The sequence below is a fragment of the Candidatus Eisenbacteria bacterium genome (assembly GCA_013140805.1).
GTDB lineage: Bacteria > Eisenbacteria > RBG-16-71-46 > RBG-16-71-46 > RBG-16-71-46 > JABFRW01.
On sequence record JABFRW010000118.1, the window covers coordinates 1 to 15,616 of the forward strand.

Consider the following 15,616-nt stretch of genomic DNA (forward strand, 5'->3'; position numbering starts at 1 on the left):
CCGCTGCGGTTGCGGCTGGAGTCGATCGCGGTCCGTGCGTGCGGATCGCGACGCGATCCGGCGGCGGCGAACCAGGCGGCACCGCTCACCGAACGGGGAGTGGGGCATTGAGGCGCTCTCAGTCGCTCGCTTTCGCCGGGTGCGTGACGGTGATGCTCGCGTGGCTCGCGGGCGCCTCGCACGCGGCGCCGACCGTGCTGGTTCCACGCGGCGGAACCTGGAAGTGGTTCGGCGGTGCGGCGACGCCCTCGCCGGCGTGGCGGGACTCGAGCTACGACGACTCGGGCTGGTCGGGCGGCCCCGCGCCGCTCGGCTACGGGGAATCGCGGATCGAAACGCCGATTCCGTTCGGCGGAGTCCCGAACGCGCGATGGATCACGACCTACTTTCGAGTCCACTTCCCGTTCGATGCCGACCCGGCTTCGATTCGGGCGGCCACGCTCGAGGCCGACTACGACGACGGCTTCGTCGCGACTCTGAACGGCATCGAGATCGCGCGTCGCGAGCTTCCGACCGGCACGATTGCGTGGGCAACGCCGGCGAACAATCACGAGTCGGGTAACTTCGAGAACATCGCGCTCGCCGCGCCGTCCGGGCTGCTCGTCCCCGGCGACAACGTACTCGCGATCGAGCTCCATCAGCGAAACGGAGCCAGTTCCGATCTGCTGTGGGACGGCGCTCTCTCGGTCGATACCTCGCGCGTCGACGTGTCGCGCGGTCCCTATCTGCAGCTCACGACCAGCGACGCGGCGACGGTGCGCTGGAGGACGCCGGTGCCGACGATCGGCCGCGTGTGGTTCGGTATCGATCCCGGGTCGTTCTCGAGCTACACCGACGAAGCCGCGCCGACCACCGACCACGAAGTGCGACTCACGCAGCTCGCGCCCGAGACCGAGTACTTCTATCGCGTCGGCGCTACCGACGAAGCGGCACTGGCACCCGATGCAACCCAGTCGGTCCGCACCGCGCCGGCGCCCGGTGCGGCGCGCCCGGTGCGGCTGTGGGCGATCGGCGATTCCGGCCTCGGCAATCTCGAAGGACGCAGGGTGCGCGACGCTTATCAGACGTGGGCGGGAACGCATCGCGAGGACGTGGTGCTGATGCTGGGCGACAACGCTTACCCGGTCGGCACCGATGCGAACTATCAGGCCGGCCTGTTCGACCAGTATCCGTCGATACTCAAACGGACGGCCGCCTGGCCGACGCGGGGCAATCACGATCTGCTCTACGCCGGAATATCGAACGACTACTACGACCTGTTCTCGCTTCCGAGCGCGGGCGAAGCAGGCGGAGTGCCGTCCGATACGGAAGCCTGGTACTCGTTCGATTGGGGCCCCGTCCACCTCGTGTGCCTCGACTCGGAAGGCAGCGACCGCTCGCCGGCGAGCTCCCAGTTCCAGTGGCTTCGATCCGATCTCGCCGCCACCACGCAGCCGTGGGTGATCGCCTACTGGCACCATCCGCCCTACACCAAGGGCTCGCACGACTCGGACGATGTCGGAGACAGCGGCGGACGCATGCGAGACATGCGGGAGAACGCGATACCGCTGCTCGACTCTCTGGGCGTGGATCTGGTGCTGTCCGGGCACAGTCATTCGTATGAACGCTCGTATCTGCTCGATGGCCACTACGGTACTTCCGGCACGCTCACGCCGGTGATGAAGCTCGGAGCCGGCGATGGCCGCGTCGACGGCGACGGCGCGTATCTCAAGCCGACGTTCGGAAGTGCGCCCCACGAGGGCACGGTGTACACGGTCAACGGCAGCGCAGCGCAAGCCTCGGGCGGCACGCTCGATCATGTCGCGATGGTGAGCTCGCTGAATGTGATGGGCTCGATGGTGATCGACGTGGACGGTGCGCGGCTCGACGCGCGGTTTCTCGACGAGCTCGGGGTGGTGCGTGACAGCTTCGCGATCGTCAAGACTCCGGTCGTCGGTGTGCCGCCGCCGGTGCGACCCACGGGAATCCAGTTCTCGGCGCCGCGTCCGACTCCGTTCACTTCACGGGTCGTGCTTCCGTTTGCTCTCGATCGGCCGCTCGACGTCACGCTCTCGATTCTCGACCTGAGCGGCCGGCGCGTGCGCACCTTCTCGCGCACGCAGTGGGGAAGAGGCGAGCACCGGGTCACCTGGGACGGCCGCGACGACGGCGGTCACCCCGTGCCACCGGGTGCCTACTTCGCGCTGCTGGAATCCGCGGGCACGCGTCGGGTGCAGCGGCTGACGCGGCTGCGATGACCGCGAGGTTCACGCGTTCGAATCGACTGCGTGGTGCGGTGATGCCTGCGTCACTTGTGCTCGCGCTCGCGTTTGCGAGTTGCGGCGCGTCGGATCGTGGGCCGGCGCGTGCCACGCCCTCGGACGCGGCGCCGGTCATCGACGAGGCGTTCTGGAAGCACTGGGGCGATGGCAGAGGTGAGCTGGCCGGTTACGACCTGACGGTCCGGCGCTACGGCGAGCTGCGGCGTGGAACCGCGGTCACGATCTTCGTGACCGAGACGTTCTCCGACTCGCTGCGCGTCAAGGCCGATCCCGGCCGACACTCGAAGGCCGACGAGTTTCCGGTCATGAAGCTCAATCGTGTCGAGGATTTTCCGACCGGGATCTACGACTACAATCTGATGACCAGCGTGTTCGTGTCGCTCGCACCCCACGCAGGGCGTGGCGCCGGAACGGTGACCAAGGTCGCGTTCTCAGCCCAGGAGTGGTGCGGGCAGGCGTTCGCGCAACTGCTGTTCGACGCGGATCGCGCCCGCTACACCTCGCACAGCTACTTCGACGGCGAGGCCGACGAGCAGCGCTCGATCGCCGTGCCGCGCGACGCGATCTCCGGCGATGCGCTGATGCTGTGGGCGCGCGGATTCGCGGCACCCCGACTGGCGCCCGGAGCGCGCGTCACGGTGCCGCTGGTCGGCTCGCTGGCGACCGCGCGGCTCACGCACCAGCCGCTCGCGGTCGGGCGGGTGACGCTGACGCGCGCGGCCGCACGCGAGCGCATCACGGTGCCGGCCGGCACGTTCGAAACCGAGCGATTTTCGGCGACGATCGCGGGCGGACAGGCCTACACCTTCGACGTCGAGACTGTGGCGCCGCGTCGGATCGTGCGGTGGACGACCCACGACGGCGGGCACGCGGAATTGCTCGGTAGTGAGCGGCTCGCCTATTGGAAGAGCAACGGGCTCGGGGGAGAGCGGGGGCTCGCCGGACTGGGGCTTCGGTCCCGCCCATGGAGGACGCCTTGAAGGCCGAAACGACGAAGACTTCGGTGGTCGAACGCTTCTTGCGCTACGTGCAGCTCGACACGCAGTCGGACGAGTCCTCGGACACCGTCCCGAGCACCGCGAAGCAGCTGGTGCTGCTCGATCTGCTGGTGACCGAGCTGCGCTCGCTCGGGATCACCGACGCTACGCGCGACGAGCACGGGGTCGTGATGGCGACGATTCCCGCCACCACGCGCAAGCCGGGCGTGCCGGTGATCGGCCTGCTGGCGCACGTCGACACCTCGCCCGAATCGCCGGGGGCGGGCGTGAAGCCGCTCGTTCACCGCGCATGGGACGGCCGCGACCTCGTGCTGCCGGACGACTCGTCGATCGTGCTACGGGCCTCCGAGCTGCCGGAACTGGCGGCGTTCAAGGGCCACGACATCATCACCGCCTCCGGCACGACATTGCTCGGTGCCGACGACAAGTCGGGCGTCGCCGCCATCATGGCGGCGGTCGAGTATCTGCTCGCGCACCCCGAGATCCCGCACGGCGCGATTCGCATCGGCTTTACGCCCGACGAAGAGATCGGACGCGGCGCCGATCACTTCGACGTCACGCGGTTCGGCGCGTTCTGCGCCTACACGCTCGACAGCGGGCTGCTCGGTCAGCTGGACGCCGAGACGTTCTCGGGCGACTCGGCGACCGTGACGTTCACGGGATTCAACACCCATCCGGGATACGCGAAGGACCGCATGCGCAACAGCATCAAGGCGGCCGCCGACTTTCTCACCCGGCTTCCGGCCGATGCGCTGTCGCCCGAGACCACGCACGAGCGCGAGGGCTACCTGCACCCGTATGTGATCGAAGGCGGCGTCGATCGCACCTCGATTCGCATGATCGTGCGCGACTTCGCGGTCTCGGGGCTGCACGAACGGGAAGCGCTGCTCCAGCGGCTGGCGCGCGAGGCCGCAGCCGCGCACCCGGGCATCTCGGCGACCGTCGAGGTGCGCGAGAACTATCGGAACATGCGAGAGGTGCTCGACCAGCACCCGCAGATCCTCGATCATGCGCGCGAGGCGATTCGCCGCGCCGGCCTCACGCCGCTCGATTCCGCGATTCGCGGTGGCACCGACGGTTCACGGCTCAGCTTCATGGGCCTTCCGACGCCCAACCTGTTCGCGGGCCAGCACAACTTTCATTCGAAGCTCGAATGGGTGGCGGCGACGGAGCTCGAGAAGGCGGTCGAGACCGTGGTCGAGCTGGCGAAGGTGTGGGAGGAGCAGGCCTAGCAGTCGGAGCCCGCGGACTTCGCGCCGGCTCACGTGTCATCTCGTCCCATGAGGAGGAAGCCGTGAATGCGTTCCTGATTCTGGTTCTGGTCGCGCTGCTGGTGATGCTGTTCTTCGCTGGCGTTCGCATCATCCGCCCGACCCATCGCGGACTGCTGGAACGGCTCGGAAAATACAACGGGTACTGCGACCCCGGCTTTCACCTGATCATTCCTGGCGTGGACAGGATGGTGCTCGTGAATACGACCGAGCAGATGATCGATGCGGAGCCACAGGAGATCATCACGAACGACAATCTGAACGCACGGGTGGACGCTCAGGTCTACTTCAAGGTCAAGCAGGACGAAGAGAGCGTGAAGGCGAGCCAGTACAACGTGGCCAAGTACAGCTATCAGATCGTGAACCTCGCCCGCACCACGCTGCGCAACATCATCGGCACGCTCACCCTGAAGTCCGCGAACAGCGAGCGCGGCAAGATCAACGACGAGCTGCACCGCATCCTGAGCGTCGAGACGGCCAAGTGGGGCCTCGAGATCGTGCGCACCGAGCTCAAGGAGATCGACCCGCCGAAAGACGTGCAGGAGACCATGAACAAGGTGGTGAAGGCGGAGAACGAGAAGATCGCCGCGATCGACTTCGCAACCGCACAAGAGACCCAGGCCGACGGCCTCAAGCGCAGCAAGATCAAGGAAGCCGAGGGTGTGAAGCAGGCGAAGATCCTCACCGCCGAGGGCGAGGCGGCGGCGATCGCGCTGGTGAACGAGGCGGCCGACAAGTTCTTCGTCGGCAATGCGGTGGTGATGCGCAAGCTCGAAGCACTCGAGGCGGCTCTGCAGCACAACACCAAGTTCGTGTTGCCCGAGGGCAAGGAGCTGGTCAACGTGATCGGCGACCTGGCGGGAGTGCCGCCGGTGATTCCGCTGCGGAAGTAGGCGGGCGCGGAATCGATTGGCCCACTGGCGGCGCGGAGTTCGCTCCGCGCCGCGTCGCTCTCACGTTCAGGCCTTCTCGACAACCACCGCCGTGCCGTAGCACAGCACCTCGGTGACGCCTTCCATGACCTCGTTCGCGTCGTAGCGCATCCCGACGATCGCGTTCGCCCCGCGCTCCGCAGCGTGGGTCAGCAGCAGTTGGAACGCCTCATCACGCGCCTTCTCGCACAGTTCGGTGAACAGCGAGATGTTGCCGCCGACCAGAGTCTGGAGCGAAGCGCCGAGCGTTCCGACCACCGAGCGCGAACGCACCGTGAGCCCGCGGACGACGCCGAGCGTGCGGACGACGCGATAGCCGTCGAGCGTGAACGTGGTGGTGATCATCGAGGGATCCATGCCGACCTCCGGGTGGTGGGAATCTCGGACGAGGCGCGAGGATACGCCTTCGAACCCGTCGCGGTTAGAATGCCGCCCCCATGCGCTACGCCGGTGAATTCGCCGCCTTAGGCACCGCACTCTGCTGGGCGCTCGCTTCGAATCTGTTCGCGCGCGCCGGCGAGACGATGGGTTCTGCGATCCTGAACCGCCTGCGCATCCTGTGCGCCGTCGTGCTGCTTGGCGCCACGTCGTGGGTGATGCACGGTTCGCCGTGGCCCACCTGGGCCACACCCGGGGCGACCGGGCTGCTCGCGCTCAGCGGACTCATCGGATTCGTGTTCGGCGACTCGTTCTACTTCAAGGCGCTCGTGATCCTGGGCCCCGGGCAGGCGGCGGTGCTCCTGTCGCTGGCGCCCGCGATCACGGCACTCATCGGCATCCCCGTGCTCGGCGAGCACCTGGGACTCCGTGCGTGGTGCGGCATCGCGATCACGATCGCCGGTGTGCTGTGGGTCGTGACCGGTCGACGGTCGGACGTCGCGGTGCATCGCGAAGGGTCGTGGAAAGTGGGCGTGCTCGCCGGCGTGCTCGGCTCACTCGGCCAGGCGGTCGGCTACGTGATCTCCAAGCAGGCGCTTCGCACCGGGCTCGATCCGGTCTCCGCGACCGTGATCCGAGTGGTTGCCGCGGCGATCGGCATCGGCCTGCTCACGATCTCGCGGCGCGCGGTGCGCGAGACCTTCACGGCGCTGCGTGATCGCGCCTCGGTCGGGTTCATGGTCGGAGGGGCGGTATTCGGGCCGTTCCTCGGCGTGACGCTCTCGCTCGCCGCGATCCAGCGCATCGAGGCGGGTGTCGCGGCCTCGATCACGGCGTGCTACCCGATCCTCGCCATGCTGATCGCGGCCGCGTTCGGCCGCGATCGCCTCACTGCGCGCGCGCTGGTCGGCGCGGCCGTCACGGTCGCGGGCGTGGTGGTGCTGTTCACGCGGTAGGCGCGACGCACGCTGCCCAGCACGAGAGCGAGGCGGGAAGGCAAGGGGCGCCTCCGGGGCGTTCGTGGACGATGTGGATCGCTATCAGTCGCCCGTCGAGGCGGATACGGGATTTCGTGACGCGCCGTGTGACGCGGGCCACTGCACATCGTCCTAGGGCTGGAACCGACTCATTCCCCCTAGGAGCCCCTCCATGTCACGCCTCCGCTCGTTCGCCGCCCTCGTCTCGCTGTGCATGCTCGTCCAGGCCTCGTTCGCCCTCGCCGAATCGGACCTTCCCGAGCGGATTGTCCTCGCGCCCGACCGATCCCATCGCATCGACGTGCAGGCCCTCAAGCCGGGGGCCCAGGTCCAGTCGCTCGTGCCGACCCCGTGGCAGATCGAAGGCGGCGGCGCGAACGTGAAGTACGGCTGGTCGGCGACCACCGTGGGCGACGTGAACGCCGACGGCTACAGCGACGTGATCGTGACCTCTGACGGCTCCACCTCCGGGACCGGCGCCGCGCGCCTCTACCTGGGCGGCGCCGGCGGGCTCGCGACTTCGCCGGTGTGGTCGCGCACGAACTTCACGCTCGGCCCCAAGGCCGCACCCGCGGGGGACGTGAACGGCGACAGCTATGGCGACTTCATTGTCGGGTGGTCCGACTTCTTCGGGACGGGCGCTGGTTCCTTCAACGTCTACTACGGATCCTTCAGCGGCGTGCCGACGGGACCGTTCACTCGCAGCGGTTCGGTCGGCTCGATCGGCTTCTCGTTCAATACCGCGGGTGACGTGAACGGCGACGGCTACGACGACGTGGTGGTCGGCAATCCGAACGTGAGTTGCAACGGCACGGCGTCCGGCACCATGGAGATCTACTACGGTGGCGCGTCGGGCCTCATCCAGTCGAACAGCGTCGCCTACTGCCCGGCGGTCTCGAACGGCGCGCACTTCGGCTACTCGGTCAGCACGGCTGGCGACATCAACGCCGACGGCTACGACGACGTGATCGCGGGTGCTCCCGATTACCACATCGGCGCGTCGCCGCCCGGACCACTCGAAGGCTACGTCGCGGTCTACCTCGGCGGTCCGTCGGGCCTCGGCGGCACCTTTCAGGTTCCGCCGATTCGGATGTCCGCCGTTCAGGTCGGCTGCCGTTATGGCTTCGCGGTCGCGGGGGTCGGCGACTTCAACGGAGACGGCTACGCGGACGTGGCGGCGAGCGCGCCGAACTTCGGATCGAGCGGCGTGATCGAGCACGGCAATGTGATCATCTACTCGGGCGGCCCGAGCCCGAGCGGAAGTTTGACCGCGCTGTGGGGCGGCTACGACTGGTCGTTCTACGCGCACTTCGGCTCGGCTCTGGCGCCCGCCGGTGACGTGAACGGCGACGGCTATGCGGACGTCGCGATGTCGTCGCCCGACATCGACAACGCGTTCACCGATCAGGGCGCGGTCTACGTCCTGTACGGCCGCAACGGCGCGCCGACGGCCATCCAGCAGTTCAACGGCACCATGAACGGGGAGCACTTCGGACAGTCGCTCGGCACCGCGGGTGATGTGGACGGCGACGGATTCAGCGATCTCATCGTCGGCGCGTTCGGCTTCTCGAACCCGGAATTTCAGGAGGGTCGCGCGGTGCTCTATCGCGGCACGGCGGACGCCCCACAGTTGTCGCCGCAGGCGACGATGGCAGGAACGCAGAGCTTCGAGAACGTCGGCTGGTCGGTGGCGGGAGCCGGTGATGTGAACGGCGACGGCTACGACGACGCGATCGTCGGCGCATGGTTGTGGGACAGCCCGACCTTCGCGTGGGACGTGGGCCGCGCGACCGTGCACCTGGGTGGTCCGGCCGGGCTCTCGGCGACCCCGAGCAGCTCGCTCGAGGGCACCGTGATCGGCGCCGCGTTGGGCTTCAACGTCGCGGCGGCGGGTGACGTGAACGGTGACGGCTACGGCGACGTGATCGTCGGTCAGCCCTACAACGGCCTCGACGCGGCGAAGATCTATCCCGGCGGTCCGAGCGGAGTCTCGACCACTCCGATCTGGACCGGCACGGGCGCCACCGGCTCGGGCTACGGGACCACTGTGGCGGGCGCCGGCGACGTGAACGGCGACGGACTCTCGGACGTACTGGTCGGCGCGCCGCTCGACGATTCGTTCGGGACCGACTCGGGTCGCGCCTACCTGTATCTCGGCGCCACCGGCGGGATGTCCACCACGCCGACGCGATACTTCGACGGATCGCAGCCGGGCGAGCACCTCGGCGAGTCGGTCGCGGGCGCGGGTGATCTGGACGGCGACGGCTATTCGGACATCGCGCTCGGCGGGCCTTACTACGACGCGCCCTCGCACGGAGGGCCGATCACCGACGCGGGACACATCCTCGTTTACCACGGCAACACGGTGAACGTCGAAGCGACGCCGCGCACTGATCTGAGGGGCTCCTCGGCGATGCGGTTCGGCTCGCGTGTGGCGGGCATCGGCGACGCGAACGGCGACGGCTACTCGGACCTCGCGGTTTCCGGGCCCGCGTACTCGGCCACCCTCACGAACCAGGGTCGCGTGCTCGTCTACCCGGGCAGCCCCATCGGACTGAACGGTGGCGCGCCGATCTGGGACATCGTCGGCGACGACGCGGAAGGTCAGTATGGTCTGTCACTCGCCGGCGCGGGTGACGTGAACGGCGACGGTCGCAGCGATCTGCTCGTAGGCTCGTTCGTTTATGGCGTCAGTGACCATGGGCGTGCCTCCGTCTACGCAACCGTCGGTTCCTCGACGCCGTTCTGGACCAAGTGGGGCGACAACGCCGGCGACTGGTTCGGCTTCTCGGCCGCGGGTGCGGGCGACGTGAACGGAGACGGGTTCGCCGACGTGATCGTCGGCGCCGCGGCGATGGAAGCCGGCGGTCAGGACGCCGGAAAGGCGTTCGTCTACCTCGGCAACCTCACGAACGGCGACGACGGCATCGACCGCGCGTTCCGGCTCAGCAGCACCAGTGACCTGGGACCGGTCGCACCGCGAGGTTCGAGCCGCTCCACCGGAAAGGTCCGCCTGACGACGATCGGTCGCACGGCGGCAGGGCCCTCGACGCTGACGATGCAGTACCGGCTCGAGCCGGTCGGCGCTGGCGGCGTCGTGACTGGCAGCTTCGGTCCCGTGAACACCACGACCGGCCCGGATGGCGCGACCGCCGCACTGGGCGGAAGCGTGCAAGGTCTGCTGTCGGGCAAGGGCTACGAGGTGCGTGCGCGCGTGCGCTCGAACTCCCCGTTTTTCCCGGGCACGTCCTGGATGTCACCGGTGATGGACGGCCGCGAGGTGATGGACTTCCGCACCGCCTCGGCCGCGACCGGCGCGCCGATCGTGTCGAACGATCGCGCGCTCGATCTGGCGTCGCCGATGCCGAATCCGATGCGTGGCGCGACGAGCCTCGAGTTCCGGCTGCCCGAGGCCGCGCACGCGACGCTCACGATCCTCGACATCGCGGGACGCGAGATTACGACACTCGCGGACGGCGTGTTCACGGCTGGCTCGCACCGCGTGGGCTGGAGCGGCACCGACGCCGAAGGCCACGCAACCGCCGCGGGTGTCTACTTCGCCAAGCTCGTGACGCCGTCGGGTGAGCGCGTGCAGCGGTTGGTGCGGCTGCGCTGATCTCGCACGCGCGAAACGCGGCGGAGTCGGGTGACCGGCTCCGCCGCGTGCGTCATCCGGCCAGCCGCATCCCCACCCCCGGCCCGATCGGCCAGTGCATGCCGTAGAAGAGCAGCAGCAGCGCGGTCCAGAACACCAGGAACGCGAGCGCGTACGGCAGCATCATGGCGATCACCGTGCCGGTGCCGGCTCGCGGCGAGTAACGCTGGACCGTCGCGAGCACGAATGGCATGTAGGGCATGAGCGGCGTCACCACGTTGGTGACCGAATCGCCGATCCGATAGACGACCTGCGTCGCTTCGGGTGTGAAGCCGAGCAGCGTGAACATCGGCACGAACACCGGTGCCAGGATCGCCCACTTGGCCGACGCCGAAGCGATGAACACGTCGAGCACTGCCGAGAACATCACGAACGACGTGAGCAGCGGGGCCCTGGTCAGTCCCCAGCTCCGCAACTGTTCGGCGCCCGAGATCGCGATGATGGCGCCGAGATTGGACCACGCGAACCAGTTCACGAACTGGGCGGCGGTGAACGCCAGCACGATGTAGGTCGCCATCTGCCCCATCGAATCGGACATCATGCGCGCCACGTCGTGATCGCTGCGGATGCGGCCCGCGGCGATTCCGAACGCGAGCCCCGGGATCAGCGTGACGAGCATCACGAGCGTCACGATGCTGTCGAAGAACGGCTTCATTCGATCGAGCGTGGTCGCGCCTTCGATCCGCAGCGGACTCCATGGCGCGGCGGCGAGCATCGCGATCGTCGCGAAGGTCGCGAGTGCGGCGACCCCGGCGGCGCGCAGGCCGCGGCGCTCCGCAGCGTCCGCGGTCGGCGTCGTCACCGGAGCCCCGTGGGTCTCGCCGCTCCAGACCCCGAGTCGCGGTTCGACGATCCGCGAGGTGATCCAGGTCCCGACCACGGCCAGCAGCGGCGTCGCGGCGGCCATGAACCAGTAGTTGCCGAGCAACTGGACGCGATATCCGGGCAGCATGCGCGACGCGTCGACCGCTTCCTGCGTGAGACCGGCGAGCAGCACGTCGAGCGGGACCGGCAGCAGGCTTGCGCTGAAGCCGCCGGCCACGCCCGCGAACGCCGCCGCTACCCCCGCGAGCGGGTGGCGGCCGAACGCGATGAACACCAGCGCTGCGAGCGGCGGCAGCACGATGATGCCGGCATCGGCGGCGGTGTGCGCCGCGATGCCGGCGAACACGACCGTGGCGGTGAGCAGCGAACGAGGCACCCGGGTGACGAGTGCTCGCAACGCGGCCGAGACGAGTCCGCTTCCCTCGGCCACCCCGATTCCCAGCATCGTGACGAGCACGGTGCCCAGCGGTGCGAAGCCCGTGAAGTTGCGCGGCGCGTCGGTGAACATCCGCCTCAACTGCTCCCGTTCGAGCAGATTCACGGGCAGGATGAGCGAGCCGTCCTTCGGGTGAGTCACCGAGATCCCGAGCTGCGCCGCGATGGCGGAGGCGATCACGACCAGGACCGCGAAGATCACGAACAGCGTCGCAGGGTGTGGCAGCCGGTTTCCGATGTGCTCGATCGCGTCGAGCAACCGCGCGGAAACCGGCGCCTTGCGCACCTAGTTCGCCTTCGCCGCGGATTCGGTCCACTGCTTGATCAGCGTCTCGACGTTCATGCGACTCGGTTCGTCCGGCGCCTGCTTGACCGCGAGCTGGGCCGCCTGCAGCGCCTTCTTGAAATCACCGCGCCCCGCATAGCCGCGCGCAAGCCCGAGTTGGACCGGCCACTGATTCGGGAAGCGCTTCGCGTTCGCCTCGAACACCCGGATCGCGATCGCGTCTTCCTTCTGCAGCTGGAGCTGCCGGGCGAACTGGTGAATGTTGAGCACCGTGGCCGGCATCGTCATCGCTTCGTCGACCGTCTTCGTCGCCGCGGGGCGCAGGCCGTTCGAGATCTGGAGCTGCGCGAGCGTGGTCAGCGTGCGGAAACTCTTGACCCCGACGAACGGCTTGTTCACCGACGCCTCGGCCCATTCGAGACCCTGCTTCAGGTGCGTGTTGTTCGCGAGGCAGAACTGCGCCGCACCTTCCCAGTTGAGCCAGTTGAACCAGTCGTAGTCGCGCAGCTCGCGCTGGATCTGCGCCACGTAGAGATCGTTCATGTTCGGCACCGTGATGCGGATCGGCACCTGCAGCTCTTCCCACTGCAGTGCGAGCGTCGCGTGGTCCGGCATGCGGTCGGTGAACTCGTAGTCGAGAAACTCGTGGTACTCGCACTTGCCAGGCTTGACCTTGACGCGCAGCACGTCCTCGGCCGGGTTGTAGGTGAAGCTGCCCCACGAGGTGCAGTTGCTCGAGAAGATAACGGTCCACTCGTTCGGATCGGCGAGCATGAACAGTCCGTACGCGCCGGCCTTGAGCGACTGACCCTCGACCAGGATGTCGTGCGAGGTCTTGAAGATGGTGTTGAAGTTCGCCCCCGCGCGCCACGGGCATTCCTTGCAGTCGTTGAATCCGAGATCGTGCATGCCGAACGGGACCAGCTCGCCCCAGATGTGGCCGCGGCGGCTCTGGCCGTTGGGGCCGGTCACATTGGGGCTCGAGTAGTCGACCGTCAGCGACACGAGGCCGATCGACTGGGTGAGCGTGGTGCGCTGGTTCTCACCGCTCAGCGGGAGCGTGATGGACTGGGCCCGGGCCTGCGAGCCGACCGCGAGCACCGCGACCGCTGCGGCGAGCAGAATTCCGTGACGCAATGACATGAGTGACCTCCGCGTGACGTGGCGTGCCCGGTTCCGAGACCGCACCATCGGTGCTTTCAGGCTCGTGCCGCAAATCCCCGCCGACCAGCGCCGAGCGGATTCCGACGGATGCGAGTCCGCCGGAAAGCGCCTACAGTGGCTGGAATTCCCGACTGGAGGGCTCCGTGTTCCGTCACGCCGACCGTAACGCCATGTGGCTCGCGGCCAGCCTCGCGCTGGCGCTCCCGACGTTTGCCGCGACTCCCTCGGGCTCCGCCGCTTCCGCGGCCCCCGCGCCTTCTCGTCGCGTGTCGCTGCTCGAAACCCGGCCGATCGAGACGACGCTCGGCAACCCCGAGATTCCGGACGCGTTGACCACGTGGCTCGAGCTGATCGACGGGGCGCGTCGCTCGATCGACCTCGAGCACTTCTACCTCTCGACCTGGCCGGGGGAGCCCACCGATCAGGTGCTCGCAGCACTCGGGCGTGCGGTCGCTCGCGGCGTCAGGGTCAGGCTGCTGCTCGATGGCGGCATGTATCGAACCTATCCGCGCGCCGCCGACTCGCTCGCGGCGGTGACGGGTTTCGAGGTACGCCTGATCGATGCGCGCCGGCTGCTCGGCGGCGTTCAGCACGCCAAGTTCTTCGTGGTGGATCGTTCGATCGTGGTGGTGGGGAGTCAAAACCTGGACTGGCGTGCTCTCAAGCACATTCACGAAATTGGAGTGCAGGTGCGCGATCTGCGCATGGCGCTCGACTTCTCGCGGCTGTTCGAGCTCGACTGGTCGGTCTCGCGCGTGCCCGGCACTCCGCCCGACACCACGCTGACGACCGCAGCGGCGGCCCGGGTGAGCCGCACGGGTGCTGTGCCGTATCGCATCGTCGAGGCGCCGGGCGATACCGTGCTCGCGTGGCCGAGCTGGAGCCCGCGACGCTTCTCGCCCGACAGCACGCTCTGGGACCTCGACCGCCTCGTCGCGCTGCTCGATGGCGCGCGCCGCGAGGTGGTCGCGCAGGTGTTGAGCTACGGCATCGAGGCGCACGGCACGCGGGACACGACGCTCGACCAGGCGATCCGCCGCGCCGCGGCGCGCGGTGTGAAAGTGCGGCTCATCGCATCGGACTGGATGATGGGCTCCTCGTCACTGCCGGCGCTCAAGCGCCTCGCGCAGGTCCCGAACGTCGAGGTCAAGCTCACCACGGTGTCGCGGTGGAGCGGGGGCTACATTCCGTTCGCGCGCGTGGAGCACGCCAAGTTCCTGGTGGTCGACGCAACCACCTCGTGGATCGGAACCAGCAACTGGGACCCGAGCTATTTCTTCACGAGCCGCAACGCGGCGATCACCCTGCTCGACCCGCGCACCGCCCGCCAGCTGCTCAAGACGTTCGAGATCAGCTGGAGCGCCACCGGGTCCCAAACCCTCGATCCCGCACGGACTTACCCTGCCAAGGTTCGAGGCGAGGAGCCTCCGCCGGGTGCCACGAAGTACGGCGGCTGAGCCCGCGGCCGTGTCCGGACGCAGAATTCTCGTGCGGTGGCGAGCAGCGAAGCGTTTGTGAAGATGAAGGCCGAAGAAATTCGAACTTCGGCCCGCTCTGAAATCCCCGTAGACACTCGCGGCGGCCCGCCCGTACCGTTGAGGTGCCCACGGATGGAGCATCGCCTGCAGGCTGGCCTGCCTCGCGCGCTCAGCCACACCCAGCATCCGGAGGTCGCCTTCATGCCGAGCGCGTTCCGTTGGTTCGTCGTCTCGCTGCTCGCGCTGGCCTTCGTGGCTCCCGGACGCTCGAGCGCCGATGAGCTGCTGCCGCCCAAGGTCCTGGTGCGCAAGTTCCCCGCAGGGCAGTTCTGCGCGCTGCCGGTTTCGATCACGTTCACGGCGCCGAGCACTCCGATCGTGGTCAAGTTCACCGCCGCCGTGTGGGTGCAGGACGACGCGCTCGGACTCACCTGGACCGAGCAGCTGATCGACAACGTCTCACTCGCGACGACTTCGCAGGTCGCCGCCAACACCTCGGGGCCGCCCGAGTTCTCGAACTCCGAGAACTGCTACGTCGGCGACCTGAGCCCGACGACCTACTTCCATTTCAATGCCAGCGGCCTGAGCATCGATCTGCTCGAACTGTTCGACAGCAATCCGACGGCGCGCGGCTGGGATCTCGCGGCGGGCGGCTACTACTCGACGCTGCATGTCGGCCCGCGCAATGTCGACTCGGCACTCGAACCCGATCTCAACGGCGGTGCGCTCGGACTCGGCGACGGATCCGGCACACCGGTGCCCGGCGCGACCGCGAGTGCCTCGGTCACCATTCCGGCGCTGACCGCAGGTCAGAGCTACGACCTCGGTGCCTGGTGGTACGCCGAATACGTGCACTTCCCGCACGACGTCGACTACCTCACGATTTCGATCTCGACACTCGACGGCACGCCGGTCGCTCGGCGCAGCTGGGGCGCGGTCAAGCACTCGTATCGCTG

General features: G+C 68.0%; 11 protein-coding genes. 8 read left to right on the forward strand and 3 right to left on the reverse strand.

Annotated features, from left to right (window positions below; translation table 11 throughout):
* Positions 1 to 107 precede the first annotated feature (107 nt).
* The 4 genes from HOP12_09485 (at position 108) to HOP12_09500 (ending at position 5,423) form a co-directional block, all read left to right on the forward strand.
* Positions 108 to 2,237, forward strand: coding sequence for a hypothetical protein (locus HOP12_09485; protein ID NOT34388.1), 2,130 nt, complete (start codon positions 108 to 110; stop codon positions 2,235 to 2,237).
* Positions 2,234 to 3,241 carry a hypothetical protein gene (locus tag HOP12_09490; GenBank protein NOT34389.1) on the forward strand — a complete coding sequence of 336 codons (1,008 nt, stop codon included), beginning with the start codon at positions 2,234 to 2,236 and terminating at the stop codon, positions 3,239 to 3,241. The genes HOP12_09485 and HOP12_09490 overlap by 4 nt, the downstream gene beginning before the upstream one ends.
* Positions 3,226 to 4,491: a peptidase T gene (gene pepT, locus HOP12_09495; GenBank protein NOT34390.1), complete on the forward strand. Its 1,266-nt coding sequence runs from the start codon at positions 3,226 to 3,228 to the stop codon at positions 4,489 to 4,491. Before HOP12_09490 ends, pepT begins: the two co-directional genes overlap by 16 nt.
* A 104-nt stretch (positions 4,492 to 4,595) precedes the next feature.
* On the forward strand, positions 4,596 to 5,423 hold the full coding sequence (locus HOP12_09500) for an SPFH/Band 7/PHB domain protein (GenBank protein ID NOT34391.1): 828 nt from the start codon (positions 4,596 to 4,598) through the stop codon (positions 5,421 to 5,423).
* 66 nt (positions 5,424 to 5,489) lie between these two features.
* On the opposite strand, the gene HOP12_09505 is transcribed toward HOP12_09500, so the two are convergent.
* Positions 5,490 to 5,819: a YbjQ family protein gene (locus tag HOP12_09505; GenBank protein ID NOT34392.1), complete on the reverse strand. Its 330-nt coding sequence runs from the start codon at positions 5,817 to 5,819 to the stop codon at positions 5,490 to 5,492.
* 80 nt (positions 5,820 to 5,899) lie between these two features.
* Between HOP12_09505 and HOP12_09510 the strand changes: the two genes are divergently transcribed.
* Together HOP12_09510 and HOP12_09515 are read left to right on the forward strand one after the other, a co-directional pair.
* Positions 5,900 to 6,796 carry a DMT family transporter gene (locus HOP12_09510; GenBank protein ID NOT34393.1) on the forward strand — a complete coding sequence of 299 codons (897 nt, stop codon included), beginning with the start codon at positions 5,900 to 5,902 and terminating at the stop codon, positions 6,794 to 6,796.
* A 193-nt stretch (positions 6,797 to 6,989) separates the two neighbouring features.
* Positions 6,990 to 10,433, forward strand: coding sequence for a hypothetical protein (locus HOP12_09515; protein NOT34394.1), 3,444 nt, complete (start codon positions 6,990 to 6,992; stop codon positions 10,431 to 10,433).
* 52 nt (positions 10,434 to 10,485) lie between these two features.
* Here HOP12_09515 and HOP12_09520 read toward each other — a convergent pair whose 3' ends face one another.
* Together HOP12_09520 and HOP12_09525 are read right to left on the reverse strand one after the other, a co-directional pair.
* Complete coding sequence (locus HOP12_09520) at positions 10,486 to 12,018, reverse strand: AbgT family transporter (protein ID NOT34395.1); 1,533 nt, start codon at positions 12,016 to 12,018, stop codon at positions 10,486 to 10,488.
* Positions 12,019 to 13,161, reverse strand: a complete 1,143-nt coding sequence (locus HOP12_09525) for a DUF2911 domain-containing protein (GenBank protein ID NOT34396.1) — start codon at positions 13,159 to 13,161, stop codon at positions 12,019 to 12,021.
* A 164-nt stretch (positions 13,162 to 13,325) separates the two neighbouring features.
* On the opposite strand from HOP12_09525, the gene HOP12_09530 reads away from it, so the two are divergent.
* Positions 13,326 to 14,639: a hypothetical protein gene (locus HOP12_09530; protein ID NOT34397.1), complete on the forward strand. Its 1,314-nt coding sequence runs from the start codon at positions 13,326 to 13,328 to the stop codon at positions 14,637 to 14,639.
* Between the two features lie 222 nt (positions 14,640 to 14,861).
* On the forward strand, positions 14,862 to 15,616 hold a 755-nt coding region (locus HOP12_09535), incomplete at its 3' end, for a hypothetical protein (GenBank protein ID NOT34398.1).